This window comes from Pseudomonas sp. zfem005 (genome assembly GCF_032621735.1).
GTDB lineage: Bacteria > Pseudomonadota > Gammaproteobacteria > Pseudomonadales > Pseudomonadaceae > Metapseudomonas > Metapseudomonas solani.
In genome coordinates this window covers 600,661-626,506 of record NZ_JAVYJE010000003.1, presented here as the reverse complement: position 1 = coordinate 626,506, position 25,846 = coordinate 600,661, and the positions used below count along the sequence as shown (strand labels likewise).

The window sequence follows — 25,846 nt, the reverse complement described above, 5'->3', positions numbered from 1 at the left end:
GCCGGCTGGGCCCCCTGGGTTGGCGCACGCCATTCCCCCTGCTGGCACAGGGGGAATGGGCCTCCCGATGGGGGAAGGAGGCTCAGCGTGCTGTCACATGGCTCACCGATACCGCGTCGCTGCGGCCGTAGACGTCTTCCAGGCGCTCGATGTCGTCCTCGCCCAGGTAGCTGCCGGACTGCACCTCGATGATCTCCAGGGGGATCTTGCCGGGGTTGGTCAGGCGGTGCACCGAGGTCATCGGGATGTAGGTCGACTGGTTCTCGGTGAGCAGGAAGGTCTTGTCGTCACAGGTCACCTCGGCGGTGCCGGAGACCACGATCCAGTGCTCGGCACGGTGGTGGTGCATCTGCAGCGAGAGCTGCGCGCCGGGCTTGACGGTGATGTGCTTGACCTGGAAGCGGCCGCCCATGTCCACCGAGTCGTACGAGCCCCAGGGGCGGTACACGGCGCAATGGTTCTGGGTTTCGCTGCGGCCCTGGGCGTCGAGCTCGTTGACCAGCTGCTTGACCTCCTGCACGCGGTCGCGGTGGGCGATCATCATGGCGTCCTTGGTCTCGACCACGACTATGTCTTCCAGGCCGATCACCGACACCAGCTTGCCGTTGCCGTGCACCAGGCAGTTGTGGCTGTCCTGCACCACCACGTCGCCCTTGGTGACGTTGCCGTCCTTGTCCTTGTCGTGGACTTCCCAGATCGAGCTCCAGCTGCCGACGTCGTTCCAGCCGGCGGACAGCGGCACCACGCAGGCGCGCTGGGTCTTCTCCATCACCGCGTAGTCGATGGAGTTGTCCGGGCAGCAGGCGAAGGTGGCGGCGTCGATGGTCACCGTGGTGCCTTCGCGCTGGCTGCGTTCCAGGGCCAGCAGGCAGGTGTCGTAGATGTCCACGTCGTGGTGCTTGAGCTCATCGAGGAAGCGGCTGGCGCGGAATAGGAACATGCCGCTGTTCCAGAAGTAGTCGCCGGAGTCCACGTACTGCTGGGCACGCTCGGCGTCGGGCTTCTCGACGAACTGGGCGACGCGGCTGATGCCGTCCGGCAGGCTGCCGGCGGAATCTTTGCCACGGATGTAGCCGTAGCCGGTCTCGGGGCGCAGGGCCGGCACGCCGAACAGCACCATCTCGCCCTTCTCGGCGGCGATGGTGGCCAGGGCCAGGGCCTGCTGGAAGGCGCGCTGGTCTTCCAGCACGTGGTCGGCCGGCATCACCAGCATCAGCTCGTCGCGGCCTTCGGCCAGCAGCTGCATGGCGGCGATGGCGACGGCGGGCGCGGTGTTGCGGCCGAAGGGCTCGAGCAGCATGGCCTGCGGGGTGACCTTGATGGCGTCCAGCTGCTCCTGGACGATGAAGCGGTGATCCTTGTTGGCCACCAGCACCGGGGCTTGCATGCCTTCGAAGTTCAGGCGTTCCAGGGTCTGCTGGAACAGGGTGTGGTCACCGGTCAGGGCCAGGAACTGCTTGGGGTACTGCTTGCGCGAAAGGGGCCAGAGTCGGGAGCCGCTACCGCCAGAGAGGATCACAGGAATCATGGGTGTATCTCCTAAAATCGCTTGTCGTTTGTGGATAGATTGCTCATCACATCGATCACTGATTTCTGTCTTGTAGTCCCACTGTCTCTTGCGGCGGGTACGAAGCGTTGCCCGGGGCCCTCGGCCCCGGGCCGGGTACATCAGGATTCGGCCGGGCGCTTGACCCAGACCGGGGAGAGCTTGCCGCCGCTGCCGGTGATGTAGAGGCAGACGACTTCGCCGCGCTGCAGCGAGACCGGCTTGAGGTCACTGACCTTGCGGGTGCCGTCGAACAGGGCGAGGTTGACCTTCACCGGGTTGATCTCGCGCTCGCCACGGCCCTGGGCCGCAACGTCCTCGACCACGGCGGTCTTGCCGTCGGCGGTCTTCACGGTGAGCTTGGCGTCGGAGAGGTTCTGCACTCGCAGCAGGGCCTTCTGCTTGTTTTTGAAGGCCGGCTCTTCCACCAGCTTGGGCTCGGCGCCCGGCTGGTTGACCAGGGTGTAGTAGCGGTCGGCTTCCAGTTTCACCGGCAGGTTGGTGGCGCCGATCTGGGCGCTGTAGTTGCCGGCGGGCAGGAACTTGAAGTCGCTGGAGCCGAGCGGGGCGACGTCGTTCAACGCGGTGTTGCCGACGTTGACGCTGAGTTCGCTGCTGCCGGCGTTGTAGGCGCGGACGAAGGCCGATCCCTTGGGTGCCTGGGGTCCGTAGAGCCCGCCTTCGTCAGCCTGTGCATGCACAGCGGCGAGGCCCAGGGCGATGGCGCAGGCATACGACGTCCAGTTGCGTTTCTTCTGTCGGTTCATGGTGTTCCTCCATCTTTCTTTCTTGAAATGGCCCGGTGGGGCCACAGTCGTCGAGGGCTCGCGGGGCGGGACCTCACTGCTGGGTTTCAGTTGGCGGCGGTGGCCGCGAGACGCTCGCCCGGGGTGCCGCCGCCCTTGCGCAGTTCGGCGATCCACTGCGGGTCGAATTCGCTGAGGTCGTTGGCCATCGGCAGGTAGCGTTCGGGGAATTCCCAGATCACCAGTTGCGGCGCGGCGTCCTTCAGCTCGTCGCTCTTGAGGTACTTGAGCATCGGCAGGATCGGCCCGTGGCCGTCCTCGGCGTGGTTGACCAGGTCGCGTTGCAGCGACTGGCGCAGGGCGCCGGCGAAGTTCCAGTTCTGGTTGGCGCTGTAGCTGGTGCCCACCAGCGCCACCGGCACCTGGCTGTCGGCGAACAGCGAGTCACCGCTGGCTTCACCTTCGACCGCGGCGCGGGTCTCGCGTTTCTGCAATTTGTCCGGTGCCGGCATGAGGTTTTCGAACATCGGGTCCAGGGGCAGGAAGCGGGTCAGGTCGCCCTTGTAGTCCTCGTTCTTCACCGCCTCGGTGACGTACTCCTGGGCATCGCCCGAGAGCGGCGCCGCGCTGCGCACGGCCTCGCCCACGGTGTTGGCCACCGCCTCGGCGCCCAGGGGCGTCCAGTGGGTGTCGGTGCGCAGGAAGACCTGGCCGTTGTGCTTGGCCTGCTCCAGGGTGCCGAGCAGGTCCGGGGCGATGATCCCGGCCTTGCGGGCGGCGCCGCGAAATTGCGCGTAGAGGTCCTGGCGCAGGGCAGTGGGGCGGGCTTCGCCGGTGTACTCGGGGTACAGGCGCGACTTGGACGGCACGATGGCCAGGACCAGGGTCACGCCGCGCCCGGCCAGCTCGTCACGCACGCCCTGGATCAGCGCCAGGTTTTCCTGCAGGTGGCGGCTGCCATCGGCGACCGGGTCGAACTCCTCGTCGGAGAACAGCCAGCCGTCCTTGCCGATCACCACGCCCTGGCGGCCTTCGCCGAACAGGCCGAAGTCCACCAGCGCCCAGAGGTTGGTGCCGATCTGCTTGATCGGGAATTCATCGTCGTAGTGCTTCTCGAAGGCGTGGGCCAGCTTGCCGTTGAGCACGGTGGTTTCCTTGGCGACGCTGAAGCCGACGATGCCGCGCATGGACCACAGGCTCAGGGCCAGCAGCATGCCGGCGAAGACCACGATGTAGAGGGTGTTGGCAGTTCTGCTCATGGTTGCGCTCCTCAGAACTGGAAGTAGAGGAAGGGGGAGAAGCTCTGTGCAGAGAGCTTCAGGATCGAGGCGGCGAACAGCACCAGCAGCGCGATGCGGGTCGCCAGTACCGGCAGCTGGGTCATCCAGGCCTGTTGCCAGACCAGGCCGCCGCTCGGCGAGTAGGCGATGGCCGCCGGGTCGTTGGCGCCGCCCTGCTGGGTACGCGGCTGGGCGGTGGCCGGGCCGTTGGCGTCGACCTGTTCCTCGGCGCGGGCCTTGGGCGCACCGGCCAGGGGCTTGGTGTAGAACTGGCGGATGCCGAAGATGGCCAGCACCACGTAGGCCAGCACCAGGGTGGCGATCTGCAGGCTGGTCAGCTGGGCGGCGTTGAGCTCGGAGAGCCCCAGGTCACCGAAGCTGAACATGGCGGCGTACATGCGCCAGGCGACGTCGAGGTTTTCGGCGCGGAAGATCACCCAGCCGACCACCACCAGAAGGAAGGTGAAGGCCCAGCGCAGCGGGTTGAGCACACGCGGCGCGGCGTCGACGCCCAGGGCGCGCTCGATCGCCAGCCACATGCCGTGCCAGGCGCCCCAGATGATGTAGGTGAAGTTGGCGCCGTGCCACAGGCCACCCAGCAACATGGTGAGGAACAGGTTGCGGTAGGTCTGGAAGGTGGTGCCGCGGTTACCGCCCAGGCTGATGTAGAGGTAGTCGCGCAGCCAGGTGGAGAGGCTGATGTGCCAGCGCCGCCAGAACTCGGTGATGGACTGGCTGATGTAGGGCTGGTTGAAGTTCTCCATGAAGCGGAAGCCCATCATCAGGCCGAGGCCGATGGCCATGTCGCTGTAGCCGGAGAAGTCGAAGTACAGCTGCGCGGTATAGGCCAGCGCACCGAGCCAGGCATCCCCCGTGGTCGGGTCGGAGAGGGCGAAGCAATGGTCGGCGATGGGCGCGATGCTGTCGGCGATGAAGACCTTCTTGATGAAGCCCTGCATGAACCGGGTGCAGCCCTCGGCGAACTTGTCGACGGTGTGGGTGCGGTGGTTGAACTGGTCGACCAGGTCGCGGAAGCGCAGCACGGGGCCGGCGATCAGGTGCGGGAAGATCGCCACGAAGGCCGCGAAGTCGATCAGGTTGTGGGTCGCCGGGGTGTCGCCGCGGTACACATCGATGATGTAGCTGATGGACTCGAAGATGTAGAACGAGATACCGATCGGCAACAGGATGTGGGTGAGGACGAAGGGCTCCATGCCGAACGAGGTGATGATGGCGTTGAGGCTGTCGACACCGAAGTTGGCGTACTTGAAGTAGCCGAGGACGCAGAGGTCCACCACCACGCCGAGGAGCAGCCATTTCTGCGCCGCTTTCGTGCGCACGCCGGCTGCGCCTACACGTAGGCCGATCCAGTAGTTGAACACCGTGACCCCCGCGAACAGCGCGAGGAAGTCGATCCGCCACCAGGCATAGAACACGTAGCTGGCGATGAGCAGCAGGAGGTTGCGATAGCGCGTTCCGACCAGGTAGTACAAGCCGAGGAAGATCGGCAGGAACAGGAACAGGAACACGTTTGAAGAAAAGACCATCCGAGTCTCTCCACTTGTACGTAACTTTCTGGGCCGCCGCCGGGCATTCCAGCCCGGTGTGCGACCCGCCATTCCCTCCCCAGGGTGTGGCGTTCAAATCCTTGCGCCGCCGCGTCTGCTGCGCGGTCGGTTGATTCCGTCAGGCGCCTCCCCGGGTAGGGGAGGGCGCTGCATCAGCTACCGCTGCTGCCCTCCTTCTTTGGGTGGAAGACCTGGGTCACGTCGCCGCCGAGGCGGAAGGTCTTGTAGGGGCCCATGGAGTCTTTCCACTCGACCGTGTCGGGCTTGCAGCCATAGAGGGCGCACCAGGGTTCGAGCCAGGCGAACTTGGCATGTTTCTCCAGTTCGTCCATGTCCTGGTCCTTGCCGGTCTTGTCGTCGAAGGGTTCCTGGTCGTCGACACCGGCGATGACCTTCTCGCCGAGGCGGCGCAGGGCGCCGTTGTTCTCTTCGCGCAGGTCCACGCCATTGGCCTGGGCGAAGGCGGCGATCATCGCCAGCGGCGGCAGGCTGTAGTTGTGGTAGGCGAGGGCGCGTTGCTGGCGCTTGAGTTCGTTGGGCAGGAAGCCGTCGTTGTCGACCTGGCTGGCGGCCACGCGGAACTGGTCCACCGACCAGTCGAACAGGTCGCGGCGGTTGGTGGCGACGGCGGTGGCCATCACCGACCAGGCGGCCCAGTAGGAGTGGTTGTTGATCTTCTTCAGCGGCAGGCCGCTCCAGTCGTGCACCGTCTGGTCGGCGAGGCGCGAAAACCAGGATTCGATGACCTGGGTCTGGGTCTGGTAGGCGTTCAGCGGGTGGCTGTCGGAGAACTTCAGCCGCAGGTAGGCGGAGGACAGGCTGCCCAGCGCCCATTTGCGGATGGACTTGCCGGTGTGGTTGTACTCGGTGCTGAGCAGGGCGTTGGCCTGGGCCCAGCTGGTCATCCATTGCAGGGCGCACTCGAGCTGCGGACGCTGCCCTTCACGCATGTACGCCATGACCATCTTGTTGACGCCGCGCTCCATCTCGGTGATGTCGGCGGTCTTCTCGCGGAAGGCCTTCTCGGCATCCGGGTTGAGCGTCGCGCGGGCCTTGTCGGAGCCCTCGTACTTGCTGCGGAAGTCGAGCTTGGCGGTGTAGGGCTGCGGCGGTGCCTTGCAGGCCTCGGGCTTCTTGTCGTCGATATCCACCGGGGCGTAGTAGCCGCGCGGTGGCACCAGGTCGGCCGCGCTCGCCTGGCCGGCGAGCAGGAAGCCGCCGAGCAGGCAGGGCGCGAGCAGGCTGAGTGGATGTTTCATGGGGCCTCCTTCCTCACTCGGCCTTGGCCGTGAGGGTGTCGCCACCGTTGCCGGGACGCTTGCACAGGGTCACGTCGACGCTGAGGTTTTCCGGCATCTGTTCGGGGCTGTGGATTTCCAGGGCGAGGACGTTGAGGTCCCGCCAGTCGGGGTCGTTGCGCAGTTCGAAGGCATAGCGACCGCCGGTGTCGACGCGGTCGCTCTGTTCGATCTTGAAGTTTTCGCGGCGGCCGTTGAGGTACCAGATGGTGGCCTTGGATTCGTGCACGGACGGGTCGCTGAAGGTCAGGTCGACCTGGTAGTCGCCACCGCGGATGTCCTTGACCGCGCCGTTCTGGCCGTTGACGAAGACCTCGTTGGCGCCGGGCTTCATCTTCACCTTGTTGTGCATCACCGCCTTCTGGCCTTCGCAGCCGTTGTTCACCAGCGGCAGGGCCTGGCGGTAGAAGCTCTTCTGCGCCATGTCGTAGTGGGTGGCGAATTCCCAGACGATGATCTTCGGCGGGTTCTCGTGGAATTCCTTGCTGCTCATGTACTGCAGCAGGGCGCTGTCGAAGCCGCCGCCGCTGACCGCCATGTTGAGCACCTCGGCGCCGCTGTGCTGCTGCAGGAAGCCGCCAAAGTTGTAGGCCGGGCCGCTGTTACTGGTGCCCACGAGGACGATCTGCGGGTTCGACTCGTCGCCGAACAGGCTGTCGCCGCCGGCCTCGCCCGAGGCTTCGGTCTCGTAGCGGTCGACGTACTGGGTGGCGTAGGTGGTGCCGCACAGCTGGCCGGCGGTCTTGTGCAGGGTGCCGGCCTTGGGCAGCAGGCCGACGACCTTGCTGGAGAACTCCTTCTTGGGGATGTCGGCGAAGCCGGGCATCTCCTTCAGCGTCTCGGCCACCAGCTTGGCGGTGCGGTCGGCGCCGGCCGGGGTCCAGTGGTGGTCGGCCTTGAAGTAGTAGTCGGTGTCCACGCCCTGCTCGTCGAACAGCGGCGAGAGGTCGGTGACCCAGATACCGGTCTTGCGGAAGTCCGCCACCGTCTTGAGGTAGTTCTTCTTCGCCAGCTCGAAGTCGAAGCGGGCCTTCTCTTCATCGGTCAGCTTCTCGCGGTTGATCAGCCCGCGGGTGGGCTGGTAGACCACCATCAGCTCGATGCCCTTGGCCTTGAGCGCGTCGCGCAGGCGCTTGAACTCGCTGTAGCCGTAGGGGGTGGTGCCGAAGTCGGTGCGCAGGTCGTTGCGCGAGCGGAACAACCAGTCGTCCTTGGCCTGCACCAGGGCGGTGAAGAAGCTCAGGTACTTGGTGTTGTAGGTGTTCGGGTTCTGCGCCGTGGCGCACAGCGGACCGGTGCGCTGCACGCTGTACTGCGGTTCGGCCGCCTGGGCGGTGTGGGCGCTGGCCAGCAGGGCGGCGGCCAGGGCGGAGGGAGCGAACCAACGGGTGCTGTTCTTGTGCATGATCTGTTGCCTCAATCCTGGAGTTCGGCCTGGCTTTCGACGGGGTCGATGAGCACCGCTTTCTTGCGGCGCACCATGAGGTCGAGGATTTCTTCCTGTTTCTCGCCCAGCACGCCGGCGAAGCTGATGCCGGTGGACTTGCTCGGGGCGAGCATCTCCACGCGGTAGAGCTCCACGGAGAGCGGCGAGTCGATGGACAGCGGGCTGGAGCCGTTACCGGCGAGCTTGCCGCCGACCACGATCATCGAGACCTTGGTGTCGAAGGGGTCGAGTTCGATGTCGCGGTCGGTATCGGACAGGTCCTTGATGTGCCCGTACACGCCGGTCAGCCCGTTGGCGATGGCGAGGTTTTCGTACAGGCGGATGTTCACGCTGTTGCGCAGGCGGATGCCGTGGCGCTGGTTGTTGACGATCTTGTTGCCCCACAACAGGTTGTTGGAGCTCTCGTACAGGGTGATGCCGTCGGCATGGTTCTGGTAGACCTCGTTGTAGGCCACCAGGTTGTTCACCGAGTTACGGTCGATGACGATGCCCGAGAGTTTGTTGTCGTAGGTCTTGTTGTTGATGATCCAGCTGTCGTCCACCTCGCGGGAGATGATGATCCCGTGCTTCTTCTTGGTCCCGTAGACGGTGTTCTCGGCGATGATCAGGCCGTGGGAACGGTCGTGGGGGTCGATGCCGTAGACGATGTTGTCGCGGTAGGTGTTGCCCTTGATCACCACGTCGCGGGCTTCGTAGCAGTAGAAGCCGTACCAGTGGTCGACGAACTCCGAATCCACCAGCCAGCCGGTGGGCTCGGGGCGCTTGAGGCGCTCGTGCATGCCCGGGGTGTACTGGGTGATGGAGACGCCGTAGGACTTGGAGTTGTTGTAGCCGAGGCTGGTGACGGTGCTGCCGACGATGTACAGCTCGCTGCCGCCCCAGGAGACCAGGAAGGGACGGAACTCGTTGGGCGTGCGGAAGGTGGCCGGGCCCTTGTCCTGCTCGCGCCAGGCGGTGAGCCGGGTGCCGGTGATGAACAGCTTGCCGTCGTTGACCAGGAACGCGCCGCGCTCCTGTGAGAGGCGGAAGTCCTTGGTGCTCTTGTCGATCTCCAGGTTGGCGTCCTGGGCCACCACCACGGGCAGGCGGGCCAGGTAGACGCCCGGCTCGGTCTCGCTGAACTGGGTGTCGGGCAGGGCCTTGGCGATGTCGGCGGGGGTGACGTGGCCGCCCTCGATGAAGATCGCCTGGGGCATGCCGCGCTGGCGGGTGACCCATTCACGCATGCGTTCGTTGCCGCCGATGAAGTCCTTCAGGGCGTCCTGCTGCAGCATGCGCCGCACCACGACCTTGCCCTGTTTCGAGCGGTCGATCTTGGCGTCCACCGCCTGGGCGGTGTAGCCGGAGAGGTCGGGCAGCGTGGGCGCTTCCAGGTGCAGCTGGTCCACCGGCGCGCTGGTGACGGTGTAGTTCTTGGTTTCCTTGAGTTCCTTGGTCGGCTCGGCGGCCTGGACCCAGGGCGCTGCGATGAGCAGCGCGCCAAGCACCACACCGCTGAGCGGCAGGGGGGTTCCGATGCAGTTTCTCATGGCTGTTCTCCCTTCGCGCATGGCGGCCTCAGAAGCGCCAGATGAAGTCGACGAAGGCGCGGTGCATCAGCGAGTCGGTGCCGCTGCCATAGGCATCGCCCGGCTTGAACACGCCACCACGGAAACGCACCAGCGCGGAGGCGTCGTCCATGTGCTCGGCCATCGAGGCCGGCAGCAGGCCCTGCTTGAAGTATTTGGTGACGACGAAGTCGAGCTCCTGGCCGACGTCTTTCTCGCCGTCCTCCAGCGGGGCGATGATTCCGGCCTGGCCGACGTCCTGGTTGTCGTCGATACGCCAGAAGCGGTGGTAGACGACGCTGGCGTCGTAGTCTTCGCGCAGCTGCCAGGAGGCGAAGGCGGTGCCCACCTGGAGGTTGCTCAGCTCGCCGCGGAAGGCTTCGCCGAAGCGGTGCATGCGCGAGTTGGTGCCGGTGAAGTTGGAGCGGTTGCTTTCCATGCCGGTCTGGCGGAACTGCTCGGAGCTGTCGTCGTCACCGCCGCCGCTGCCACGGGCGTAGGCGCCACCGACTTTCCACTGGTCGTCGATATTCCAGCGCAGGCCGAGGTCCAGCGCCCAGGCGTCGACATCGACGTTGCGCGAGCCGTTGGCGAGGCGGTCGTTGCCGACCACGGTCTGGTTCAGCTCGTCGATGTCGCCGGTCAGCCAGGTGGCCTGGGCCCAGTAGTTGAGGGTCTCGGGCGAGCGGCGGTCGAAGAAGCCGTTGTCGGCGTTGATGCCGAGCCAGGTCAGGTCGCCGGTGTAGCGCTTGTCCAGCGGGTCCACCACTTCGCCGTTGTCGGGCAGGCTGCCGTTGTCGCGGCTGTGGTGGAGCTTGAGGCCGACCCAGTGGTTGGGCATCCATTGGGTGGCGACGTCACCGAAGATGTGCTGGCGGTCCTTGTCTTCGGGGGCCAGTTCGTCGATGTCGGTGCGGTATTCGCTGAAGCGCTCGGCGACGCCGACGTTGGCGGTGAGCAGGGTGGTGTCGAAGGTCCAGCGCAGGGCTTCGATGTTGGTGTCCCACCAGGTGCCTTCGTCGCTGCGCACGCGCTGGCGACCGAAGCGCAGGTGCTCGCCCGGGTAGGCGGTGAGGCCGGCGTAGTCGACCCAGAACTCGCGCAGGGCGAGGTAGCTCTTGTCCGGTTCGCGGCCGTCGTTGTTCTGGCTGGACTCGCTGTCGATGTCGCTGGATTCGAGGGTGTCGGTCTCGACGATGTCGGTGGCGGTCACTGCCTGGCCCATGGCGAAGGCGCTCCACTCACCACGCTGGCCGTAGACCCAGGGGCGCAGGTCGAGGCCGATGCCGTTGACGTCGCCGCCCTTCTGGGTGCCGAGGTCGCGGTCGTCTTCCGATTGCGCGGTGACCTTGATGTCGAGGCCGAAGTTCTTGTCGCTCATCTGCACGGCGAAGGCGCTGCTCGCGGTGATCAGCGTGATGCCCAGGCCCAGGCTGGCATTCGTCCAGAGATTGAATTTCATATCGATTCCTTCAAGGGGTCTGCATGGCTTGCATCTGTGCGGCGTCTTGCAGTGCGGTGCCTCTCAGCTGGCGTTCTTCACGCAGCAGCTGCTCGGCCCGCGCACGCTCTGCAGGCTGCAGTTGTTGTTCCACCGCCTGGGCCAGCTCGGTGGCCTGGGGTGTGTTCTTGGGGAGCGCCAGCTGGCTGAAGACGTAGGCGTTGACCAGGTTCGGGGTGATGCCCTTGCCCTGGGCGAACATCTGGCCGAGGGCGAAGTCGGCGTTGATCTGGCCGCTGCGCGCGGCATTGAGCAGGTAGTCCAGCGCCTTGTCGGGGTAGATGTCGCCCAGGTAGCCACGGATGTAGATCTGCCCCAGCAGGTAGTTGGCGCTGGGTTCGGTGGCGGAGGCCTTCATCAGGTGCTCCTCGGCCTTGTGCGGGTCCTGCGGCAGCAGCTTGCCTTCGTAGTAGAGGCGGCCCAGCAGCAGCTCGGCGCGCGGTTGCGCGGCTTCGCGGCCGTGGTCGAGGTACTCCATCATTTTGTCGATGTCGCCCAGGCCCGGGTATTCGTAGAGCAGCTTGGCCAGGCTGACCCAGGCGGCGGGGTAGGCCGGTGCGATCTCTTCGAGCATCTCCTGGGCCTTGCCTTCATCGGGCTTGCCGCCGAGCTCGGCGTCGGCCAGCACCTGGGCCACCGAGTCGACGCGCTGGGCGGGGATGACGCCGGCGTGGTAGCCGTTCATCAGTTGGGCGACCAGGGCTTTCTGCTCCTCGGCCTTGTTCTGCTTCTGGTACACGGTGGCCAGCTCGACGTAGCAGACGTCGGCCTGGGCCAGGGTGCGCTTGCAGATGTCCTCGATCTCGCCCAGGTGCTGGTCGTAGGTGCCCTGGCTTCGATAGAAGAGGATCTGCGCCAGCTCGGCCTGGGGCTGGCCGTCGGCGCGCCACTGGGCGATGCGCTGCTGCACGTTCACGCCGGGGAAGTCCTGCGGGAAGGTGAGGTAGAGCATGACCAGGGGCAGCAGGCTGCTGGGCTCGCCGGCCTTGAAGGCCTCGTCCAGCAGCTTGGCCGCTTCCTGGCGTTCGGCGGGCGTGGCGTCGGGCTTGCGCGCCAGGAGCTTGCCGAGGCGGGCCTTGGCGCGGGGCGATTCGTCCATGGCCTGGCGGTAGATCTGCTCGGCCTGGCGCATCTGCTCCGGGTCACCGCTGTTGACCTGCAGGTCGGCCAGGCCGACCTGGGCACTGACGTAGCCCAGGTCCGCCAGCTGGCGGTAGTTGCGCTCGGCGGTGGCGGTGTCGCCACGCTTGAGCGCTTCGTTGGCCAGGCGTTGGTCGGGCAGGCCGGCACAGCCGGCCAGCGCGACCGCGGCGCCGAGCATCAGGTAACGCGAGGGGAATGTCGCCACGTGGTCTCCCTCCTTAGAAGCCGGCGGCCAGGGCGCGGTCGACCATCCAGTCGAACGAGGGGCCGCGGTCGATGCTGACCTCGACCGGCTGGCCGGCGAGCTTGCTGTCCAGGGTCTGGTCGGGCTGGATGACCACGCGGATGTCGGAGGACAGGCCGCTGTCGATCAGGCTGGTGCTGATGATCTTGCCGTGGCGCGGGCTGTCTTCGCCGGCCACCTGGAAGGTGACGCTGGCGCCGGGCTTGGCCTGGGCGAAGTTGCGGTAGGGGAAGCGGGCGCTGACGGTGGCTTCGAAGTCCTGGGGCACCAGCTCGAAGATCACGTCGCCCTTGCCGGCGAACTGGCCGTCGGCGACCAGCTGGCGCGCCACCTTGCAGTTGCAGGGGCTGGTCAGGGTGCCTTTCATCTGCTTGCCGAACAGCTCTTCGACGTTGGCCGGGGTGAGCTGGTCGTCGGTCAGATGGCCCTTGAGCATCTCCAGCATGGTGGCGGAGAAGGAGGCGATGGGGGCGCCCTTGTCGACGTTGGTGCCTTCGCCGCCGATCAGGCTCTGCACGGTGCCTTCACGGGGCATGGTGACCTGCATGCTGGGCACCGCGACCATGCCGGATTCGGCGTGGGTGACGAAGTACAGGCCGTACAGGGACTTGAAGATGAAGCCGAAGGCGGCGAGGCCGACGACGAACAGGCCGGCGCTGAAAGTGACGGCTTTGAGGCGGCCGAACACGCCCATGCCGCCGCCGTTGCCACCGTTCTTGCGCGGCTTGGTGAAGTTCTCGCGCTGCAGGGTGTTGAGCATGTCGCCGGCGCTGATCACTTCACCGGACAGGTGGGCGCTGATCAGGTAGCGCAGGGTGGCGATGTCACGGGGCTTGAGGCTGTGGAACTGGCAGCCGGCACGGCCGCTGTCCGGGTCCACGGCACGCACCTGGAATTCGACGTCCAGGCCCAGGGTCAGGCTGTCCAGCTGGAACAGCATGCGGCCCTGGTGGTAGTCGCCGACCTGGGCGCGGTGCTTGGGGCTGGTCTGGAAGGAGAAGCCCCCGGCGGAGAGGTCGACCAGGCGGTGCTCGACCCGTTCGTTGTTGGCCAGGTAGCGGATCTTGGCCGGTATCTTGACCCGGGCGTGCTGGCGCTGGGCTTCGGATTCGTGCACCACATTGACGTTGACGGCTGTATTCATGGCTTGGATTTCCTATTCAAGTTCTGTCACACGAACGCCATCAGCGTGGCGACGAATACGCTGGTTGCGGTGAAGGTCATGGCGCGTGAGGACCAGGTGTTGAACCAGCGCGTAAAGCTGGCGAGATCACGGTTGAGCTTGGTGTTCTGGCGCGTCCAGGACTGCTGGTCCAGGCGGAAGAAGACGTAGATCTTCACCAGGGCGCCGACGATCTGGTTGTAATAGAGGATCAGCGGGTAGGCCGGCCCTATGTGGTGCCCTGAAACGCTCAGCAGCAGGGTGAGGATGAAACGGGTGAGACCGATCCACAGCAGGTACACGAGCAGGTAGGCGATGCTGTACTTGATGCTGGCGATGATGGCGACGGCGAGGCCCAGCAGGCAGGTCCACATCGATACGCGCTGGTCGCTGAGCACCAGGGTGGTGAACCAGCCCAGGCGGCGTGGCCCCAGGCGCAGGGCCCGGGAGTTCTGCCGCAGGTTGTTGCCGTACCAGCGGAACATCAGCTTGCGGCTGGCCTTGATGAAGCTCTTCTCCGGCGGGTGCTCGACGGTGTTGATCGCCGCGTCCGGCACGTAGAAGGTGTCGTAGCCCAGGCGCATCAGGCTGTACCAGCTGGACTTGTCGTCACCGGTGAGGAACTGGAAGCGACCCAGGCGCCAGTGGTCCAGGTGGTCGCTTTCCACGTCGGCGATGAAGTCCGGGTCGGTCACCACCTTGGCGCGGAATACCGACATGCGCCCGGTCATGGTCAGCACCCGCTTGGAGAGCGCCATGGAGCACATGTTGATATGGCGCTGGGCGAAGCGCAGCTTGTGCCACTCGGACATGATGTAGCTGCCCCGCACCTCGCAGAACTCGTTGGTGGTGAGGCCGCCGACATTGGGGAAGAGCTTGAACCAGGGCACGGTCTTCTTAACCACGCCTTCGGCGAGCACGGTGTCGCCATCGACCACGGCGACCACGGCGTTCTCGTCCGGCAGCTGGCGGGAGATGGCGCGGAAGCCATAGGCCAGGCCGTCGCGCTTGCCGGTGCCGGGGATGCGCACGAAGTCGAGGGCGACGTGGGTGGGTGGGTTCATCTTTTCCCACAGGCCCTTGACCAGCAGCTCATCGGACAGCTCGACGATCGAGCAGACCACGGTGGTGGGGTAGCCGCAGCTGATCGCTTCCTGGATCACCGAGCGGTAGACCATGGCGGTAGTCAGCGCGTCGATGCGGAAGCTGGTCACCAGCAGGAATACATGGGACGGGTCGGCCGCCTTGCCCAGCTTGCGAACCTTGCGCCGGTAGTGCGGGTAGACCACATACAGGAACAGCATGCCGCGAATGAAGTGCAGGCCGCCCATGGAGTAGCGCCAGATGCCGACCAGGCCGATCAGCAGCAGGAAATGCTTGGAGTCGGGGTCGAAGACCGACTTGGGCAGGGCCAGTGCGAGCAGCCCCAGGCCCGTCAGGTAGAAAAGCCAACCCGCCGCCTCGTTGAGGCTTAGCTTGAGCTTGTCCATACGTTTATCCATTCCGTCGTTGGCGCCGGACAAACCTCGGGCGTGGGCGCGGCTTCTTGTTGTTCGCCGACCCGAGGTTCATCACTTGCGTTGCGCTTAGAAGCTGGTGTCCGGGATTACCAGCAGATGCCTTCGGCCTGTGCGTTGGTCGCCTTGGGCATGAAGCCCACGAGGTCGATCACGCGCTTGCCTTCGGGCGCCCGTTGCGCCAGCGGGGCGAAGAGCTCGTCGCGGTTGCCGAGGACGATGATGTCGGCATCGCCGACCACGCCGTCGAAGTCGCTGTCGAGCAGGGAGGACACATGGGGAATCTTCGATTCGATGTAGTCCTTGTTGGCGCCGTGTACGCGGGCGTACTCGACGTTGCGGTCGTAGATGCGCAGGTCGAAGCCCTTGCCGATGAGCATCTCGGCCAGTTCCACCAGGGGGCTTTCACGCAGGTCGTCGGTACCCGCCTTGAACGACAGGCCGAGCAGGGCGACCTTGCGTTTGTCCTGGGCGGCGATGATGTCGAAGGCCTTCTGCACCTGGTAGGCGTTGCTGCGCATCAGCGAGCCGATCAGCGGGGCCTCGACGTCCAGCGAGCTGGCGCGGTAGTTGAGGGCGCGCACGTCCTTGGGCAGGCAGGAGCCGCCGAAGGCGAAGCCGGGGCGCATGTAGTACTTGGAGAGATTGAGCTTGTGGTCCTGGCAGATCACGTCCATCACTTCGCGACCATCGACGCCCACCGCCTTGGCGATGTTGCCGATCTCGTTGGCGAAGGTGACCTTGGCGGCGTGCCAGACGTTGCAGGTGTACTTGATCATCTCGGCGACCTGGACTTCCTTGCGGATGATCGGTGCGTCGAGTTCGCGGTACAGGGTTTCGAGCAGGTCGCCGGAGGCCTTGTCCAGTTCGCCGATGACGGTCATGGGCGGGAAGTCGTAGTCCTTGATCGCGGTGCTTTCGCGGAGGAACTCGGGGTTCACCGCGACGCCGAAGTCGTCACCGGCTTTCTTGCCGGAGCAATCCTCGATGATCGGGATCACCACGTTCATCACGGTGCCCGGCAGCACGGTGCTGCGCACGACCACGGTGTGGCGCTCGGACTTGTCACGCAGGGCGAAGCCGATCTCGCGGCACACGCCTTCGATGTAGTCCAGTTCCAGGTCGCCGTTCTTCTTGCTCGGGGTGCCGACGCAGATGAAGGAGACTTCGGTGTCACGCACAGCGGCGGCGACATCGGTAGTGCCGCGCAGGCGACCGGTCTTCAGACCTTGCTGCAGGAGTTCTTCGAGCCCGGGCTCGACGATGGGGGATTTACCGTTGTTGATCAGGTCGATCTTGGTGGTGGAGACGTCTACACCGACAACTTCATGACCACGAGCCGACAGGCAACCGGCACATACTGCACCGACGTAGCCCAAACCAAAGATGCTGATACGCATCGCATTCACCTCATCCATTTAGCACGCTGTTAATTGGTGGCATAATCGCCACTTCCGTTTTGCAGCCGTTACATTCAATTCGTAACTTTCAGCTGCGTGCAGGCATGACAAACACCTGGCACCGAAACTGCGGGTACCTGAAGCGGAGCCTGTGAACAAGCTGGCTCCAAGGGTTCCTGGACTGATTACCTTACTGGCTCTTGTCCCTGGTTCTTGTCAGTCGATCCTGTGTCTAACTTCTCCTCTTAGTTCGCCTGTCTGGTTTCTGGCGCACAACTTCCCCCTCGGAGCATTCCGATACATGGGGGCAGTTTGGAATCACGCTGAAATATTGCGTGAAGAATTAAGTGACGGGGTTATGAGTGTTCGGGTTTTCGGATAGTTCCTACCGTTCGTCATCAATTTGATTTGTTGCAATTCATCGGCTACGGCCATTTGTAATTGCACTTTGATGGCAAATTTTGCGTATTTCACCGCGCTGGAAAAGTTCCCTGTTTTTAACTTGGGCAAGCGCAGCGGTAGTTCGCTATGGCCCGTGCTAGAGCCTGCGCGTTGTTTACGCAACAGCGCGGAAGTTCCCTGGCCAGTTGTTAGGCAGGCGGTACGTTAGTTCCAGGGGGATTTAAAGTGATGGCACCGAGCCGGTGCGCTGAAGTGGCGGGGGAGAAGAAAGATTGGCCGGTTGGACGACTCCTGGAGGCGTCGCCCAACCAATGGCAGGTTGTGGCGGGAAACGGGGCGGGAGAATCAGTCCTGCGGGGTGTCGCGGAGGAACACCAGCTTGTCTGCCGAGGAGGCTTCGGCGTTGTAGCGGTAGCCCTGGTAGTCGAAGTCCTTGAGGCCCTTGGGGTCGGTCAGGCGCTCCTTGATCACGTAGCGGGCCATGAGGCCACGGGCCTTCTTGGCGTAGAAGCTGATGATCTTGTACTGGCCGTTCTTCAGGTCCTTGAATTCGGTGTCGATGATGCGGGCGTTGAGGGCCTTGCGCTTCACCGAGCTGAAGTATTCGTTGGAGGCGAGGTTGAGCAGGATGTCGTCGCCCTGTTCGGCCAGGGCTTCGTTGAGCCAGCCGCTGATGCGCTCGCCCCAGAAGGCGTAGAGGTCCTTGCCGCGGGTGTTGGCCAGCTTGGTGCCCATCTCCAGGCGATAGGGCTGCATCAGGTCCAGCGGGCGCAGCAGGCCGTAGAGGCCGGAGAGCATGCGCAGGTGGCGCTGGGCGAAGTCGAAGTCGGCCTCGGCAAAGCTCTCGGCATCGAGGCCGGTGTAGACGTCGCCCTTGAAGGCGAGCAGGGCCTGCTTGGCGTTCGCCGGGGTGAACTCCGGGTGCCAGCTGCCGTAGCGCGCGGCATTGAGGCCGGCGAGCTTGTCGGACAGGTGCATCAGCTCGGCGATCTCGTTCGGCGCCAGGGTGCGCAGTTGCTGGATCAGCTCCTGGGCGTGGTCCAGGTGCTGGGGCTGGGTGTGGCGCGGAGTCACCGGCGGGGTTTCATAGTCCAGGGTCTTGGCGGGGGAAATCACCAGCAGCATGAGTCGTCTCCTTCAGGAATGCGGCGATTCTAGGGATTTGCACCGTTGGGCTCCACCTATGGGGACGATTGACGCTGTCAGGTGTTGCCTGGGCGGGCAGGGGGCCTGCCCCGTGAACGCCTTCTATATAGGGCTTCAGCCCCCCGCTGCTGGAGCGATTCCCTCGCCCGGTTGCCACACATCACATTCGGCGCCTGGGGCGTTGCGCTATAGTGCGACGCCCGGCGCATCCGCCGGCCCCCTCTCATCCACTTTGACAAGGAGGTCGTAGTGAAGACCCTCTCGCGTATCGCCCTATCCCTGCTGTTGGCTTCCAGCGCCGCCCTGGCCCAGGCCGAACAGCTGCCCATCGAAGTGCTCAGCGCTGTGGTCAAGGACCAGAAGATCGCGGGTGCCGAGGTGCTGGTGCAGAAGAACGGCGCGCAGACCGCCGCCGGCAAGACCAACGCCCAGGGCCAGGTGACCCTGGACAGCGCCTTCGCCGATGACGCCGACGCGCTGCTGATCATCAAGAAGGACGGCTACTCCAACCTGGTCGCCAAGTGCCCGTGCAAGGGCATGACCTACGCGGTAAGCCCGGTGATGCAGGACCTGGACGGCATGCGCGTGGTGCTGAGCTGGGGCGAGACTCCGGCGGACCTGGACTCGCACATCGCCTTCCCCGGCAACCACATCTATTTCGACGCCAAGGAAGGCACCGATGCCGACCTCGACGTGGACGACACCGACAGCTTCGGCCCGGAAACCATCACCCTGCACAAGAAGCGCTTCGGCGAGACCTACGTGTACGCGGTGCATGACTTCACCAATATCAACAACCCGTCCTCCAAGGCGCTGTCCCTCAGCCAGGCCAAGGTCTTCGTCTATGTCGGCCAGTCCCTGGTGCGTACCTACTACGTGCCGAAGGACCAGCGCGGCAACCTGTGGAAGGTGTTCCGCCTTTCCGGCAACGGCGACTTCCAGGACATCAACACCCTCGAAGGCAGCAAGGCCCAGGATGCCAACTATGTACTCGGCGACATCGAGCCGCTGCTGGGCAATGGCCAGGACGTGGCTGCCCAGGCCGTGACCCAGGCCGCCCAGGGCGATGCCAAGGCACTGAACAAGCAGGGCGAGGCGGCGTACCACGACGGCAAGCTGGACCAGGCCATCGACCTCTACCGCCAGGCCATCGAGCTCAATGCCAACTTCGGCCAGGCGTACAGCAACCTCGGCCTGGCTTACCAGAAGGCCGGCCGCACCGCCGAGGCGATCTGGGCCAACCGCAAGGCCATCGCCCTGGCCAGCGGCGCCAATGCCGCCACTGTGCGCGCGAGCTCCTACTACAACATCGCGCGCATCTATGAAGAGGCCGAGCAGTTCGACGACGCCCTGCGCCACTACCACCTGGCCAAGGAGCAGAAGGCCAACCCGGTGTACGACAAGGCGATCCAACGGGTTCAGGACCGCCACTGATCCACTATCGGTAACCAGCGCGCCCTTCGGGGCGCGTTTTTCATTGGAGTACGCATTTATGTTCAGAGCCATTTCCCTGGGGCTCGTCCTGGCCCTTGGCGCCGGCATGGCACAGGCCGCCGGCCCCCGTGCGGTCGCCTTGCTGGACCGCAGCACCTGGCCCGCCGCGCTGGACAGCCCGGCGCGTTTCGATGACGCCTCGCGGGCGGAGATCCTGGTGTTCGCCCAGACCCTGCTGCAGAGCGAGACGCTGGATGCCGGCGCCTGGCAGCAGCGCCTGGACCTGAAGGCAGCCAACCTCGATGGCATCGAGACCACGCGCAAGCACTTCTGGGCGCGCCTTGTGGATAACTACCGTCTGGCCAGCCGGGGCTGCACCGCCAGCAGCCCCTTCTGCCCGCCAGCGAACGATGAGGCGGCACTGCGCGAGCAGGCGAAGCGCTTCGATGTGGCACCGGATTCGCCCTTCTTCGCCTGGGTCGAGGCGAGCCGGCGCTTCCACCAGGTCTACCTGGACGAAGAAATGCGCCTGGCGGCGCTGTTCCCCCGGGTCAGCAGCGAGATCGGAATGTTCTCCGCCCAGGAGCGCAACGGTGAGGAACTGGCGGACCGTCACTTCCTCCTGACCTTCGACGACGGCCCCACGCCGGTGGGTGGCCACAGTGATCGGCTGACCCCCTGGCTGCGGGCCAATGGCGTCAACGGCACCTTCTTTGTCCTCGGCCAGAGCCTGCAGGCGCGCTTGCAGAAGACCTCCGCCAAGGCCCTGGGCGAGCTGTATGCCGGCCAGTGCGTGGCCTCCCATGGCTGGGAGCACAAATCCCACGCCACTTGGGAGCAGTGGCAGGACTCGGTCACCCGCGTGCAGGCGCTGCTGGGCAAGACGCTGCCGGACAACGCCATGCCGCTGTTCCGCCCGCCCTATGGCCAGCGCAAGGCCGACAGCGCCGCCTTCTTCGCCGGGCAGGGGTTGCAGGTGGCGCTGTGGAACATCGACTCCCAGGACTGGAACGCTCGGGTCAGCGGCGATGCGGCCGGCCAGCGCGTGCTCAGCCTGATGCTGCTGTGGCGGCGCGGGGTGATTCTGTTCCACGACATCCACTCCAAGGCGCAGACGGCGGTGCCCTGGTTGCATGCACAGACGAGCGCGGCAGGGCTGACCTGGGAAGACTGTCGGAGCTATCGCTAGGAAGGGCTGACCGGGCGGTCGGAATGCAGGAAGTGAAGCAGGAGGACTTTCGACTTTAGCGATGGCAAGGGATGACGCCAAGGGTTATTCGTCGCATGGAAAAAAAATTGTCCGGGGGGAAAAAAGTTCTTTTTTCTGTCATCCGTATTGGGTTATTAACGAATCAGACCGCCGAATCCTGAAGACAGGTGGCGGCCACAAGGCCCTCACCTGCGCTTCTCGGGCTCCCCTGGCGACCGGCATGACCCGGCCAGAAGGGGACGGTAGTCCTTCCTCGGCGGAGAGCCGTCATGGCATTCCGTCGCCCGGACCGACAAGAAGGTGACCGAGTATGGATGATCACGGACGCGCCCGCCCCACCGCTCCAACCCTCTACGCCCTCGATACGAACGTTCTGATCCACGATCCCAACGCCATCCTCAACTTCGAAGAACACCACGTGGCCATCCCCATGACCGTGCTGGAGGAACTCGACAAGCTGAAGACGGGCAAGCAAGGCGTAGCCGCCGAATGCCGCCAGGCGATTCGGCTGATCGACAAGATCCTGGGCGGTGCCACGCCCGAGCAGGTTGAGCACGGCGTACCTATCCAGCGGGAAAAGAGCGGCCCCTGCGGCTTTCTCTCGATACTCATGAGCAAGAGCGCAGCCCCCATCACCTGGCTGCCGGAAGACCTCAACGACAACAAGATCATCAACCAGTTGGTGGAGCTGAAGACCCGGCGCCCGGGCATGTCCGTGGTGCTGGTGACCAAGGACATCAACATGCGCCTGAAGGCGCGCGCCTGTGGCATCGACTCGGAGGACTACCACACCGACCAGTTGGTCGACGACGTTTCGCTGCTGTCCCGTGGCTACCACACCATGGCCGGTTCCTTCTGGGACCGCGTCAGCAAGGTGGAAACCCGCCAGGACCACGGCCGCGCCTGGCACCGCGTGCAACTCACCGACAACCTGCCGGCCGTCCACGTCAACGAGTTCATCGTCGACGAACAGGGCTTCGTCGGCTGGATCAAGGGCATCAAGGCCGATGAGCTGCTGATCCTCGACCTGCACCAGGAACCCTTGCTGCACCAGGAAGCCTGGGGCCTGCGCCCGCGTGACATCTACCAGGCCCTGGCGCTGTTCGCCTTGCTCGACCCGGACATCCACCTGGTCAACCTCTCGGGTGCGGCGGGCTCCGGCAAGACCATCCTGGCGCTGGCGGCGGCCATCGAGCAGACCATGGTCAGCAAGCGCTACCGGCGCATCATCGCCACCCGCAGCGTGCAGGGGCTGGACCAGGAGATCGGCTTCCTGCCCGGCACCGAGGCCGAGAAGATGGAGCCCTGGCTGGGCGCCATCACCGACAACCTCGAAGCCCTGCACATGGACGACGAGAGCACCCACGGCAGCGTCGACTACATCCTCAGCAAGGTGCCGCTGCAGTTCAAATCCCTCAACTACATACGCGGGCGCAGCTTCCAGCAGAGCCTGATCCTGATCGACGAGTGCCAGAACCTCACGCCGCACCAGATGAAGACCATCATCACCCGTGCCGGCACCGGCTCGAAGGTGATCTGCCTGGGCAACCTGGCGCAGATCGACACCCCCTACCTGTCCGCACCCAGCTCCGGCCTGACCTACCTCACCGAGCGCTTCAAGGACTTCCCCCATGGTGTGCACATCACCCTGCAGGGCGTACCGCGTTCGGTGCTGGCGGAGTACGCCGAAGCCCACATGTGACGAACGGCCGCCGGGCGGAGCGATCCGCCCGGCGAAAGCCCTTCGATAATCCGCGTATTTGTATACAATCTGCTCCCTGCGGACCACTTCATGGTGACCGCCAGAGGAGCTAAGCAGTGTTGACCCATCTCGATTCCCAAGGCCGCGCCAATATGGTCGACGTCACCGAAAAAGCGGTGACTTCCCGTGAGGCAACGGCCGAAGCGCGGGTGCGCATGCGCCCGGAAACCCTGGCCATGATCCAGGCCGGCGGCCACCCCAAGGGCGACGTGTTCGCCGTGGCGCGCATCGCCGGCATCCAGGCGGCGAAGAAGACTTCCGACCTGATTCCCCTGTGCCACCCGCTGATGCTCACCAGCGTCAAGGTCGAGCTCGCCGCCGAAGGCGACGACACGGTGCACATCGTCGCCCGCTGCAAGCTGGCCGGGCAGACCGGGGTGGAAATGGAGGCGCTGACCGCCGCCAGCGTCGCCGCCCTGACCCTCTACGACATGTGCAAGGCGGTGGACCGCGGCATGACCATCGAAAGCGTACGCCTGCTGGAAAAGCTCGGCGGCAAGAGCGGCCATTACCAGGCCGGGGAGTGAAGATGATTCGCGTGCAGTATTTCGCCCGTTACCGTGAAGCGCTCGGCCTCGAAGGCGAGCAGCTTGCCTGGGACCCGGCGTTCGCGAAGCTGGATGACCTGCGTCGCCGCCTGCTGGCCCGTGGCGGCGTATGGGACGTGCTCGACGAACAGAACCTGATGTGCGCCCGCAACCAGGAACTGTGCAGCCTCGACGAGGCGCTGACCGACGGCGACGAAGTGGCCTTTTTCCCCACCGTGACCGGAGGCTGACATGGGCATTCGCGTACAGGCCACGGCCTTCGACCCCGGCACCGAACTGAACGCCCTGCATGCGGCCAACGTCGGCGTTGGCGCGGTGGTCGGCTTCGTCGGCTATGTGCGCGATTTCAACGAGGGCCAGGATGTTTCCGGGATGTTCCTCGAACACTACCCGGGGATGACCGAGAAGGCCCTGGAGAAGATCGCCGAGGAAGCCCGGCAACGCTGGCCGCTGCTCAAGGTCGACATCCTCCACCGCATCGGCCGCCTGGAACCGGGCGAGCCGATTGTCTTCGTCGGCACCGCCAGCGCCCACCGCCAGGCGGCGTTCGACGCCTGCAACTTCATCATGGACTACCTCAAGACCCGCGCGCCCTTCTGGAAAAAGGAAGATACCGCCGAAGGCCCGCGCTGGGTCGAAGGCCGCTGCAGCGACCAGGCGGCGGCACAGCGCTGGGAAGGCGACAAGCGCAGCTGAGCCGGCGGCTCAGAGTTCGATGTACATCTTCAGCAGGATGGGCGCGAACATCGAGGCCGTGCCCAGGCCCGTCAGCCAGATGCCCCATTCCCGTTCGCGGTTGCTGAAGCCGATGCCGAGCAGGAGGAAGCCCGCGACCAGCAGGGCGATCATGATGTGCACGTTGTCCATGCCGTTCTCCATTCCTTCCAGGTCTCTGCTTGCAGACTAGCCGGCGCTTCGGCGCGTGGGGCTGACCTGGGTCATTCCACCGGGCCGGCCGGCTTTTTGCGGCCCTGGAAATGAGGCGGACGGCAATTGACGATTTGTACGAATAAGTCCAGAGTGGACAAATAAGTACAAGACAGGGCTGCGTCCATGCACGCCAACCTTCGCCGAACACGCTCCATGCGCCCGCCGGAATCGCCCGGCTGCGTTTCTCTGCCCTCCATCAACGCTCACAAGAACCGGCCTGCCGCCCTGGCGGGCCCTGACATGCATCGCGGGAGTCGCACCATGAAGAAAATCGCACTGCTGGGCGGTATCGCCCTGAGCCTCGTGGCATCCAGCCTGTTCGCCGCCGACAAGCCCTTGCGCCTGGGCATCGAGGCGGCCTATCCGCCCTTCGCCTACAAGACCCCGGCGGGGCAGATCGAAGGCTTCGACTACGACATCGGCAATGCGCTGTGCGAGGAGATGAAGGTCAAGTGCCAGTGGATCGAGCAGGAGTTCGACGGCCTGATCCCCTCGCTGAAGGTGAAGAAGGTGGATGCGATCCTGTCGTCCATGACCATCACCGACGAGCGCCGCAAGTCGGTGGATTTCACCCACAAGTACTATTACAGCCCCGCCCGCCTGGCGATGAAGAAGGGCAGTGCGGTGAGCGAGGACTTCTCCCAACTGGTGGGCAAGACCGTCGGCACCCAGCGCTCCACCACCACCGACCGCTTCGCCACCGAGGTGCTGGAGCCCAAGGGCGTGAAGGTGGTGCGCTACAGCACCCAGAACGAGATCTACCTGGACCTGCTCTCCGGGCGCCTGGACGCGGTGCTGGCGGACGCCTTCCCGCTCAACGAAGGCTTCCTCAAGACCGAGAACGGCAAGGACTACGAGTTCGTCGGCCCGGTGCTGAAGGACCCGCAGTACTTCGGCGAGGGCGCCGGGATCGCCGTGCGCAAGGGCGATGCCGAGCTGCGTGACAAGCTGGACGCGGCCATCACCGCCCTGCGCAGCAACGGCACCTACCAGAAGATCCAGGCGAAGTACTTCGACTTCGATATCTACGGGGATTGAAGGGGAGAGGGGCGGTGCGATGCGCCGCCCGGGTTCCGGCGTGAGAAGCGTCCGTAGGTTGGCGCCGAGCGCAGCGAGGCCCAACGTTTGCCGGTGGGCCCGATCGCGAATGAATGTGCTCCTACGGGGGGCTACGGGGTGGGTCGGTGCGTAGGGTGGAGGTCGCTTTTTACCTCCACCATGCGGAGGTGGGGTTGGCGATTGGCAGCATGGGTTTCGCTGCGCTCTACGCCATCCTACGGGGCCCCGGTGTGTGGGTGTGGGCGAATGAATTGGCCCTTACACCTCGTTTTCGGGTTCTTCCTTGAGTTCGCGCAGGTGCTTGTAGACGGTGGCGCGGCCCATGTTGAGGACGTTGGCGACGTAGTTGGCGGCGCTCTTGCCCTTGAAGGCGCCTTCGGCGTGCAGGGCCAGGACCAGTTCGCGCTTGTGCTCGCGGCTGAGCAGGTTGAGGCCGAGCTGGCGCTGGCGCATCCAGTTGTGCAGGAAGGTGTTGATGCGCTCCTGCCAGTCGTCGCGGAACAGCGCGTCGGGCTGGGGGATCAGCTTGCCCGGGGCGAGGAACAGGTCCAGGGCCGCCTTGGCGCTTTCGAACAGCGAGATATTCAGGTTGATGCACAGCACCGCCAGCGGCTTGCCCTTGGCGTCCTGCAGCACGGTGCTGACGGAGCGGATCTTCTGTCCGTCCCAGTTGAGCTTCTCGTAGGGGCCGATGTTCCGCGCCTCGCCGCCATCCTCGAGCATGTCCTCCAGTGCCGCGTCATCGCCGATGCAGCGCTTGGAGATGTTGTTGGCGATGTAGGCGACCTTTTGCGTGCGCAGGTCGTGCACCACCACTTCGGCATGGGGGAAGAACAGGGTGGCGATGCCGTCGGCTATGGCCCGGAAGTTGTCGAATGCCGGATCGGGACGAGGCGTCATGGAAGGCTCCGCAAAGGCTTGGCCGCGCCCCTTTGGCGCGGCCCGGCGAGTGTGGC

Annotated in this window: 23 protein-coding genes; 7 read left to right on the top strand and 16 right to left on the bottom strand. The window is 64.9% G+C overall.

Annotated features, from left to right (window positions below; all coding sequences use genetic code 11):
* Positions 1 to 82: 82 nt before the first annotated feature.
* The 14 genes from RTW82_RS09630 to yaaA form a co-directional block, all read right to left on the bottom strand.
* The gene (locus tag RTW82_RS09630) at positions 83 to 1,528 is read right to left on the bottom strand and encodes a mannose-1-phosphate guanylyltransferase/mannose-6-phosphate isomerase (protein WP_316924932.1); all 1,446 of its coding nucleotides are present in this window, start codon (positions 1,526 to 1,528) and stop codon (positions 83 to 85) included.
* Positions 1,529 to 1,668: 140 nt separating this feature from the next.
* On the bottom strand, positions 1,669 to 2,313 hold the full coding sequence (locus RTW82_RS09625) for an alginate O-acetyltransferase AlgF (RefSeq protein ID WP_021220912.1): 645 nt from the start codon (positions 2,311 to 2,313) through the stop codon (positions 1,669 to 1,671).
* An 86-nt stretch (positions 2,314 to 2,399) separates the two neighbouring features.
* Positions 2,400 to 3,551 (bottom strand): alginate O-acetyltransferase, encoded by a 1,152-nt coding sequence (locus tag RTW82_RS09620; RefSeq protein WP_021220911.1) that lies wholly within the window; start codon positions 3,549 to 3,551, stop codon positions 2,400 to 2,402.
* Between the two features lie 11 nt (positions 3,552 to 3,562).
* Entirely contained in the window at positions 3,563 to 5,119 is a 1,557-nt protein-coding gene (locus RTW82_RS09615; protein ID WP_043239986.1) for an MBOAT family O-acyltransferase, read from the bottom strand.
* A gap of 173 nt (positions 5,120 to 5,292) precedes the next feature.
* Positions 5,293 to 6,399 (bottom strand): mannuronate-specific alginate lyase, encoded by a 1,107-nt coding sequence (locus RTW82_RS09610; protein ID WP_021220909.1) that lies wholly within the window; start codon positions 6,397 to 6,399, stop codon positions 5,293 to 5,295.
* Positions 6,400 to 6,412: 13 nt separating this feature from the next.
* Entirely contained in the window at positions 6,413 to 7,843 is a 1,431-nt protein-coding gene (locus tag RTW82_RS09605) for an alginate O-acetyltransferase (protein ID WP_316924931.1), read from the bottom strand.
* Positions 7,844 to 7,854: 11 nt separating this feature from the next.
* Complete coding sequence (gene algG, locus RTW82_RS09600; RefSeq protein ID WP_316924930.1) at positions 7,855 to 9,414, bottom strand: mannuronan 5-epimerase AlgG; 1,560 nt, start codon at positions 9,412 to 9,414, stop codon at positions 7,855 to 7,857.
* 28 nt (positions 9,415 to 9,442) lie between these two features.
* Positions 9,443 to 10,894: an alginate export family protein gene (locus tag RTW82_RS09595; protein ID WP_184487466.1), complete on the bottom strand. Its 1,452-nt coding sequence runs from the start codon at positions 10,892 to 10,894 to the stop codon at positions 9,443 to 9,445.
* Positions 10,895 to 10,904: 10 nt separating this feature from the next.
* Entirely contained in the window at positions 10,905 to 12,254 is a 1,350-nt protein-coding gene (gene algK, locus RTW82_RS09590) for an alginate biosynthesis TPR repeat lipoprotein AlgK (RefSeq protein ID WP_021220905.1), read from the bottom strand.
* A gap of 40 nt (positions 12,255 to 12,294) precedes the next feature.
* Positions 12,295 to 13,464 carry an alginate biosynthesis protein Alg44 gene (locus RTW82_RS09585; protein WP_021220904.1) on the bottom strand — a complete coding sequence of 390 codons (1,170 nt, stop codon included), beginning with the start codon at positions 13,462 to 13,464 and terminating at the stop codon, positions 12,295 to 12,297.
* Between the two features lie 26 nt (positions 13,465 to 13,490).
* Positions 13,491 to 14,972, bottom strand: a complete 1,482-nt coding sequence (gene alg8, locus RTW82_RS09580; protein ID WP_316924929.1) for a mannuronan synthase — start codon at positions 14,970 to 14,972, stop codon at positions 13,491 to 13,493.
* A 116-nt stretch (positions 14,973 to 15,088) separates the two neighbouring features.
* On the bottom strand, positions 15,089 to 16,399 hold the full coding sequence (gene algD / locus RTW82_RS09575) for a GDP-mannose 6-dehydrogenase (protein ID WP_316924928.1): 1,311 nt from the start codon (positions 16,397 to 16,399) through the stop codon (positions 15,089 to 15,091).
* Positions 16,400 to 16,717: 318 nt separating this feature from the next.
* A complete protein-coding gene (locus RTW82_RS09570; protein WP_316924927.1) occupies positions 16,718 to 16,963 on the bottom strand; it encodes a hypothetical protein in 246 nt (81 codons plus the stop codon).
* A gap of 183 nt (positions 16,964 to 17,146) precedes the next feature.
* On the bottom strand, positions 17,147 to 17,926 hold the full coding sequence (gene yaaA / locus RTW82_RS09565; protein WP_316924926.1) for a peroxide stress protein YaaA: 780 nt from the start codon (positions 17,924 to 17,926) through the stop codon (positions 17,147 to 17,149).
* 288 nt (positions 17,927 to 18,214) lie between these two features.
* On the opposite strand from yaaA, the gene RTW82_RS09560 reads away from it, so the two are divergent.
* From RTW82_RS09560 to moaE, 6 genes are all read left to right on the top strand, one after another.
* Positions 18,215 to 19,381: a tetratricopeptide repeat protein gene (locus RTW82_RS09560; protein WP_043240283.1), complete on the top strand. Its 1,167-nt coding sequence runs from the start codon at positions 18,215 to 18,217 to the stop codon at positions 19,379 to 19,381.
* A 58-nt stretch (positions 19,382 to 19,439) separates the two neighbouring features.
* Positions 19,440 to 20,570 carry a polysaccharide deacetylase family protein gene (locus RTW82_RS09555; RefSeq protein WP_316924925.1) on the top strand — a complete coding sequence of 377 codons (1,131 nt, stop codon included), beginning with the start codon at positions 19,440 to 19,442 and terminating at the stop codon, positions 20,568 to 20,570.
* A 331-nt stretch (positions 20,571 to 20,901) separates the two neighbouring features.
* Positions 20,902 to 22,293: a PhoH family protein gene (locus tag RTW82_RS09550; protein ID WP_021220898.1), complete on the top strand. Its 1,392-nt coding sequence runs from the start codon at positions 20,902 to 20,904 to the stop codon at positions 22,291 to 22,293.
* A 116-nt stretch (positions 22,294 to 22,409) separates the two neighbouring features.
* Entirely contained in the window at positions 22,410 to 22,880 is a 471-nt protein-coding gene (moaC, locus tag RTW82_RS09545) for a cyclic pyranopterin monophosphate synthase MoaC (RefSeq protein ID WP_021220897.1), read from the top strand.
* A 2-nt stretch (positions 22,881 to 22,882) separates the two neighbouring features.
* Entirely contained in the window at positions 22,883 to 23,131 is a 249-nt protein-coding gene (locus RTW82_RS09540; RefSeq protein WP_316924924.1) for a MoaD/ThiS family protein, read from the top strand.
* Position 23,132: 1 nt separating this feature from the next.
* The gene (gene moaE, locus RTW82_RS09535; protein WP_021220895.1) at positions 23,133 to 23,597 is read left to right on the top strand and encodes a molybdopterin synthase catalytic subunit MoaE; all 465 of its coding nucleotides are present in this window, start codon (positions 23,133 to 23,135) and stop codon (positions 23,595 to 23,597) included.
* A 9-nt stretch (positions 23,598 to 23,606) separates the two neighbouring features.
* On the opposite strand, the gene RTW82_RS09530 is transcribed toward moaE, so the two are convergent.
* Positions 23,607 to 23,768 (bottom strand): hypothetical protein, encoded by a 162-nt coding sequence (locus RTW82_RS09530; protein WP_021220894.1) that lies wholly within the window; start codon positions 23,766 to 23,768, stop codon positions 23,607 to 23,609.
* A 324-nt stretch (positions 23,769 to 24,092) separates the two neighbouring features.
* Here RTW82_RS09530 and RTW82_RS09525 point away from each other — a divergent pair, with 324 nt between their 5' ends.
* Positions 24,093 to 24,869 (top strand): ABC transporter substrate-binding protein, encoded by a 777-nt coding sequence (locus RTW82_RS09525; RefSeq protein ID WP_316924923.1) that lies wholly within the window; start codon positions 24,093 to 24,095, stop codon positions 24,867 to 24,869.
* Between the two features lie 279 nt (positions 24,870 to 25,148).
* Here RTW82_RS09525 and RTW82_RS09520 read toward each other — a convergent pair whose 3' ends face one another.
* Entirely contained in the window at positions 25,149 to 25,790 is a 642-nt protein-coding gene (locus RTW82_RS09520; RefSeq protein ID WP_184487472.1) for a transcriptional regulator, read from the bottom strand.
* Positions 25,791 to 25,846: the final 56 nt, after the last annotated feature.

What these genes read in the sequence shown, in the direction of transcription:
- RTW82_RS09525 (WP_316924923.1), top strand. Translation starts at nt 24,093, where the DNA reads ATGAAGAAAATCGCACTGCTGGGCGGTATCGCCCTGAGCCTCGTGGCA.
- RTW82_RS09615 (WP_043239986.1), bottom strand. Translation starts at nt 5,119, where the DNA reads ATGGTCTTTTCTTCAAACGTGTTCCTGTTCCTGTTCCTGCCGATCTTC.
- algG (WP_316924930.1), bottom strand. Translation starts at nt 9,414, where the DNA reads ATGAGAAACTGCATCGGAACCCCCCTGCCGCTCAGCGGTGTGGTGCTT.
- RTW82_RS09540 (WP_316924924.1), top strand. Translation starts at nt 22,883, where the DNA reads ATGATTCGCGTGCAGTATTTCGCCCGTTACCGTGAAGCGCTCGGCCTC.
- moaE (WP_021220895.1), top strand. Translation starts at nt 23,133, where the DNA reads ATGGGCATTCGCGTACAGGCCACGGCCTTCGACCCCGGCACCGAACTG.
- algK (WP_021220905.1), bottom strand. Translation starts at nt 12,254, where the DNA reads ATGCTCGGCGCCGCGGTCGCGCTGGCCGGCTGTGCCGGCCTGCCCGAC.
- alg8 (WP_316924929.1), bottom strand. Translation starts at nt 14,972, where the DNA reads ATGGACAAGCTCAAGCTAAGCCTCAACGAGGCGGCGGGTTGGCTTTTC.
- RTW82_RS09520 (WP_184487472.1), bottom strand. Translation starts at nt 25,790, where the DNA reads ATGACGCCTCGTCCCGATCCGGCATTCGACAACTTCCGGGCCATAGCC.
- RTW82_RS09625 (WP_021220912.1), bottom strand. Translation starts at nt 2,313, where the DNA reads ATGAACCGACAGAAGAAACGCAACTGGACGTCGTATGCCTGCGCCATC.
- RTW82_RS09555 (WP_316924925.1), top strand. Translation starts at nt 19,440, where the DNA reads ATGTTCAGAGCCATTTCCCTGGGGCTCGTCCTGGCCCTTGGCGCCGGC.
- algD (WP_316924928.1), bottom strand. Translation starts at nt 16,399, where the DNA reads ATGCGTATCAGCATCTTTGGTTTGGGCTACGTCGGTGCAGTATGTGCC.
- RTW82_RS09605 (WP_316924931.1), bottom strand. Translation starts at nt 7,843, where the DNA reads ATGCACAAGAACAGCACCCGTTGGTTCGCTCCCTCCGCCCTGGCCGCC.
- RTW82_RS09595 (WP_184487466.1), bottom strand. Translation starts at nt 10,894, where the DNA reads ATGAAATTCAATCTCTGGACGAATGCCAGCCTGGGCCTGGGCATCACG.
- RTW82_RS09630 (WP_316924932.1), bottom strand. Translation starts at nt 1,528, where the DNA reads ATGATTCCTGTGATCCTCTCTGGCGGTAGCGGCTCCCGACTCTGGCCC.
- RTW82_RS09530 (WP_021220894.1), bottom strand. Translation starts at nt 23,768, where the DNA reads ATGGACAACGTGCACATCATGATCGCCCTGCTGGTCGCGGGCTTCCTC.
- RTW82_RS09620 (WP_021220911.1), bottom strand. Translation starts at nt 3,551, where the DNA reads ATGAGCAGAACTGCCAACACCCTCTACATCGTGGTCTTCGCCGGCATG.
- yaaA (WP_316924926.1), bottom strand. Translation starts at nt 17,926, where the DNA reads ATGCTGCTGGTGATTTCCCCCGCCAAGACCCTGGACTATGAAACCCCG.
- RTW82_RS09585 (WP_021220904.1), bottom strand. Translation starts at nt 13,464, where the DNA reads ATGAATACAGCCGTCAACGTCAATGTGGTGCACGAATCCGAAGCCCAG.
- RTW82_RS09550 (WP_021220898.1), top strand. Translation starts at nt 20,902, where the DNA reads ATGGATGATCACGGACGCGCCCGCCCCACCGCTCCAACCCTCTACGCC.
- RTW82_RS09610 (WP_021220909.1), bottom strand. Translation starts at nt 6,399, where the DNA reads ATGAAACATCCACTCAGCCTGCTCGCGCCCTGCCTGCTCGGCGGCTTC.